The organism is Bradyrhizobium sp. 45, from assembly GCF_023073155.1.
Taxonomy (GTDB): Bacteria; Pseudomonadota; Alphaproteobacteria; order Rhizobiales; family Xanthobacteraceae; genus Bradyrhizobium; species Bradyrhizobium canariense_D.
Genome location: NZ_JADPIX010000087.1, coordinates 1 through 4,599 on the forward strand (window position 1 = coordinate 1; position 4,599 = coordinate 4,599).

General features: G+C 59.3%; 3 protein-coding genes. 1 reads left to right on the forward strand and 2 read right to left on the reverse strand.

Going from position 1 to position 4,599, the window contains the following annotated elements; translation table 11 throughout:
* Positions 1-579: 579 nt before the first annotated feature.
* Complete coding sequence (gene prs / locus IVB42_RS14000) at positions 580-1,596, reverse strand: ribose-phosphate diphosphokinase (RefSeq protein ID WP_247470449.1); 1,017 nt, start codon at positions 1,594-1,596, stop codon at positions 580-582.
* Between the two features lie 563 nt (positions 1,597-2,159).
* Positions 2,160-3,197, reverse strand: a complete 1,038-nt coding sequence (locus tag IVB42_RS14005; RefSeq protein WP_247470452.1) for an IS110 family transposase — start codon at positions 3,195-3,197, stop codon at positions 2,160-2,162.
* Positions 3,198-3,658: 461 nt separating this feature from the next.
* Here IVB42_RS14005 and IVB42_RS14010 point away from each other — a divergent pair, with 461 nt between their 5' ends.
* On the forward strand, positions 3,659-4,483 hold the full coding sequence (locus IVB42_RS14010) for an ArdC-like ssDNA-binding domain-containing protein (RefSeq protein ID WP_247470454.1): 825 nt from the start codon (positions 3,659-3,661) through the stop codon (positions 4,481-4,483).
* The last annotated feature ends 116 nt before the right edge of the window (positions 4,484-4,599 follow it).

Genomic DNA, 4,599 nt, shown 5'->3' on the forward strand with positions numbered 1-4,599 from the left:
GGCCCAGATGTAGACGTAGCGCTTCGCCGACAGATCGCGCCTCTGCCACGCGGCGTGCTCGTCGAGCCAGCCATCCTTCAGGCGACCGATGGCGGATGCACCCGCATCGAAGTCCCCCGTGCCGAAAAAAGCAACTGTAATGCTAAGAGACTTTTCGACGCGCCGACGAATTCAGGCGACGAAACGAGGTCCTCTGGTCAAGCCCTGGCGAGTTCTCCCGTTTGCGCGCGTGCGGCTGCGCCGCAACGGGCTCTTGTGAACCGAGCCGCGCTGCGTCTCGGCCATCCGGCTTCGATCCCTTCTGTAATCCGATCTCTGACGTCAAGCCCCATTTGGGGCCCACCACATGTCTGGTTCGAGGATGGAAGCGGTTATGCTTTGCCAATCGGGTGAAGTCACAGTTTGCCCCGGTGCCGACATTTCAGTCTCGAGCACTCGATCGCGGTTGCTGAGACTAACCGAAAGTCTCAGCGGAAGCGCCCTTCTTGAGGTCAAAGCGCTCGCAGTCGGTGCGCCAAGCTGGTCGAAGCGAAACGGAGGCATCGACGCATAGCCATAGTACGGACCGGCTAACAATCCCTAGCGAACCAGCTGGCTTACCGAGCCTGCCACCTGCATCGTCTGGTGCATCGCGGCCGCGAGCATGTCGTCAATGGGAAGGATCGTAAGCCACGATCGCTCGCTCTCGTGGAAACTCTGCGGGCGCGAAACCGTATCGAGCATGACGACACGCAGCCCAGCGCCACGGAACCGCTGCACCGCGTCGCCATTGAAAAGACCGTGCGTGCAGCGGAGTTCGACGTCGAGTGCGCCTTCATCCTGAAGGCGCTGCGCGGCGCCGAGGATCGAGCCGCCGGTATCGATGATGTCATCGAACATGATGACCCGACGGCCCTTCACCGGTTCGCCAATGACATCGAGCGGGCGCGTCACTCCGTTATCACGCTCCTTGTCAACGATCGCGATCTGATAGCGCGAACCGATTGCTTTACCGATCCGGCGGGCATATTTCGATGCGCCCAGATCCGGCGCCGCGATCACCGCATCTGCAAGATCTTCGCCACGTTCCTGCTTTAGATGTCGGATGTGATCGACATAGCCCGGCAGGTTCGCGATCGGAAGCCGAACAAATCCCGTCTCCTGCGCAGCGTGCATGTGATAGGTGATGATCGTACGGATTCTGGGAGAGCTTTCCTCGATGAGACGCAATACGACGGCTGCGGATATCGACGCGCGGTCGTCTGGCTCTCGGCGGTCCTGGCGCAAATACGGGATGTTCGGGAAGACGCAGATGATAGATGCGACATCGGAACGGGTGAGGGCGTCGGCCGTGAGGAGATACCTCATGAGCGCGATGTTGGGGTCCTCAGCCAGAAGGTCATGTAGGAAGTAGACATGCTTGCCTCTCACGGACTGTGGCACGTCCGGCAGGATCTCTCCGGTGGCAAACGTTTTGTATCTCATTTTGCTGTACGAAACCTGAACTCCTCTTTCGTGCAGTCGCTTGATGATCCCCTTTGCGAGATCTTCCCGCCACGGGGAGAAGACCACCTCGAAGGGTTCCTTGTTACTGTGGAAATCGGGCATATCGTTCATCGCAGATCCCCGAGCGTCAGAAACGAGCTTTCTGCCGAACAGCGTCATCTCGCGATCAACCCATGACGGAAAAAACTCAAGCTGACAAGTTTCGCCGTTGATCTTCGCGCGCGGGCTATCCCGTGATCGAGTAACGCCGCTCGTCTGGCGCACCCTTGCTGCGGATGCTCAGGGGGTCCGCTTGGGTCCCCATATCGGACCGTCGCCCTAGTCCCCCGGATGTCTGCTATCAAGGGAGACTGAGAAATGATGTCTGCGCGGCCAGCCCTTCGGTCGGTCACGCTCTAGTCTCGGCCATAGATCCGCGACCGGAGCCACCGCTGGCCGGTGTCTCCGCCCATTCAGGTAACGATCGTTGCCGCATCATGCAGCTATCGTCCGCAATCCACCACTGCCTGGCCCGCGCTTCTGTCCGGAGTCAGCCCTGCGGCATGCTCCATGATGGGGTCCGGCGAGTTAGGTCGTCCAAGCTCACAGCGCGTGCTTGAGCACCGCACAGGGATCGAAACGGACTGACCCTCCCCACGTCCTCGGCAGAGCAGATCGTTACGCCGGGACGATCCTTATGTGGGTTGGGTCGCAGGCGGCTTTCCGAAACGGAAGTCCGTTTCCTCGACCCACATCCGATGCATGATGATGGCCAGTTTGCGGGCGACTGCCACGCATGCTTTTCTGGACCCTATACGTTTGGCTAGCTTGACGCCCCAGGCCCGCAGCGTCGACCACTTTTTGGAAATCCGCATGTGGGAGTTTGCAGCTTCATAGAGCGCATGTCGCATCAGCTTGTCACCGCATTTGCTGATATTGCCTGATCGATCAATCTCACCCGACTGATAGACGCGAGGGGTCAATCCCAGATGCGCCGCCACGGCCTTGGAGTCCTTGAACCGGTTTGGATCATCAATCGTTGCTTTGAACGATAGGCTCACGAGCGGTCCAACGCCGGATACGGTCATCAACCGCTTGCAAACATCATCCTTGCGAGCCATTTGCGAAAGCTGCCGATCCATGAGGGCTTTGTGCTTGCGCATCATGTTGCGGGCTTCGAGCAGTGGCCCGATGGCAATACGCAAGTCTGGGGCATCAGCGAGTAGAGTTTCGACCCTCGCCGCAAATCGACTTCGGTGCACTGCACCAAGCTTTAATCCATGCACCTTCATCAGCCCCCGGATTGTGTCTTCGATCGCCAGCATATGATCGACGAACTTCTTGCGCGCGATCAGGGTCGTTCGAAGCAGCTGCGACGCTTTGCTCTTTACATGCACTGATCGATAGTGTCCGAGGCGCATCATCTCAGCGATGCCGCGCGCATCGCTGCGGTCGGTCTTGTTGGGACGAGAGGACAAGAAGCGCTGTGCATGCCGGGTCTCAATGCAGACAATCTGAAACCCGCTCTCAACCAATGCGCCGTGAAGCCATTCCGAAAGCGGACAAGCCTCGATTCCGACAAGAGCGATTTTGTCTCGCAAAGGCGAAAGCACTTTTACCAACGGAACCGGCTCGCTTTCGGCCTTGCCTTCCCATACCGGCGAGCCATCCGCCTCGACGACGCAGATTGACGTCATCCTTAGTGAAACATCCAGTCCGACATACAGGGCCATCGCTTGTCTCCTTTGCTGAGCCGAATCAACCCCAGCACGAGATTAGCGAGTAGCCGGGATCGGATTACCCCAGCTCGCGCAGGGATAGCGGAGCTCCTCGCCGGGGGCACTCGGAAAAGGGGCTCGCCTTGCGGCGATCGCTATCACTGCCCCGTTCCCGGGTGCCGCTATTAAACCGGTCTCGTCGCTGCACTCGGATCCGCGTGCCCCTTCGGGTTGCTATGCTCACGCTCTCCGGGTGCCATTTTCCATAGGGCGATACGCCCCTGGCGCACGCCTGGTGGGGCCTGCGGCCCCGGTAGCTCAACTCAATTTCCATGAAGATACGATGGAAGGCGGGTTGCGTTACAGATTTCGCATTCTCTCAATTAGGAGGAGAGAGTCAGAGTGTCGGCCGGGTTTTGCCATGACGGGTTACAGGCTGCGAGAGAGGCTCGCGGTCCCCGTCGCGGAGACCCGCGATGTCCAGACACTATCTTCGGGCGCGCACCGGTGAGGACCAGGCCAACCTTTATGACGACATCACCAACAAGATCATCGCCGAGCTGGAGGCTGGCCGAGTGCCGTGGGTGCAGCCTTGGGGCACGGCGGCGGCGAAGGCGCCTTTGGCCATGCCGAAAAGCGCAGCATCCGGCCGCCACTACAACGGCATAAACATTTTAATTCTATGGGGTGCTGCTATCGAACACGGATTTACAGGGCAGAGCTGGCTTACCTTCCGCCAGGCGCTGTCGCTCGGTGGTCACGTCCGCAAGGGCGAGCGCGGCACGACCGTCGTCTACGCCGACCGCTTCGTGCCGGTCGACGAAAAACGCCGCGCACATGAGACCGGTGAGGAAGCGCAGGGCATTCCGTTCCTCAAGCGCTTCACGGTCTTCAACAGCGATCAATGTGACGGCCTGCCGCCAGAGATCGCAACAACGGCGCCACCTCCGCCGCCAGGCCTGATCGAGCCGCAGGTGGAATACCTGATCAAGGCGAGCGGCATCGACTTCCGCATCGGCGGCAACCGTGCCTTCTATATGCCGACGGAAGACTATGTGCAGGTGCCGCCTCCGCAGGCCTATTTTGAACCAATCAATTGGCATCGAACGGCTCTCCACGAGCTGGCGCATGCCAGTGGCCATCCATCGCGTCTCAACCGTGACCTGTCAGGCAACTGTGGTACCAGGAAGTATGCCTTTGAGGAGCTGGTTGCGGAAATCTCGTCTGCGTTCAGTTGCGCCTGGCTCGGCATTGTGCCGACGGTGCGGCATGCCGACTATATCGGCTCTTGGCTTGAATAATGGCAAGCTCGCCATTAGTCAAGTAATCAGCAGCAGATCATAATGTGAAGGAGCACCACGTTTCCGGTGTTATGCTGGGATAGTGCGCGATCTCCTCCACATTATTGCCTTGCCGC

Coding starts and splice junctions, on each gene's coding strand:
- IVB42_RS14010 (WP_247470454.1), top strand. CDS start 3,659: ATGTCCAGACACTATCTTCGGGCGCGCACCGGTGAGGACCAGGCCAAC.
- prs (WP_247470449.1), bottom strand. CDS start 1,596: ATGAACGATATGCCCGATTTCCACAGTAACAAGGAACCCTTCGAGGTG.
- IVB42_RS14005 (WP_247470452.1), bottom strand. CDS start 3,197: ATGGCCCTGTATGTCGGACTGGATGTTTCACTAAGGATGACGTCAATC.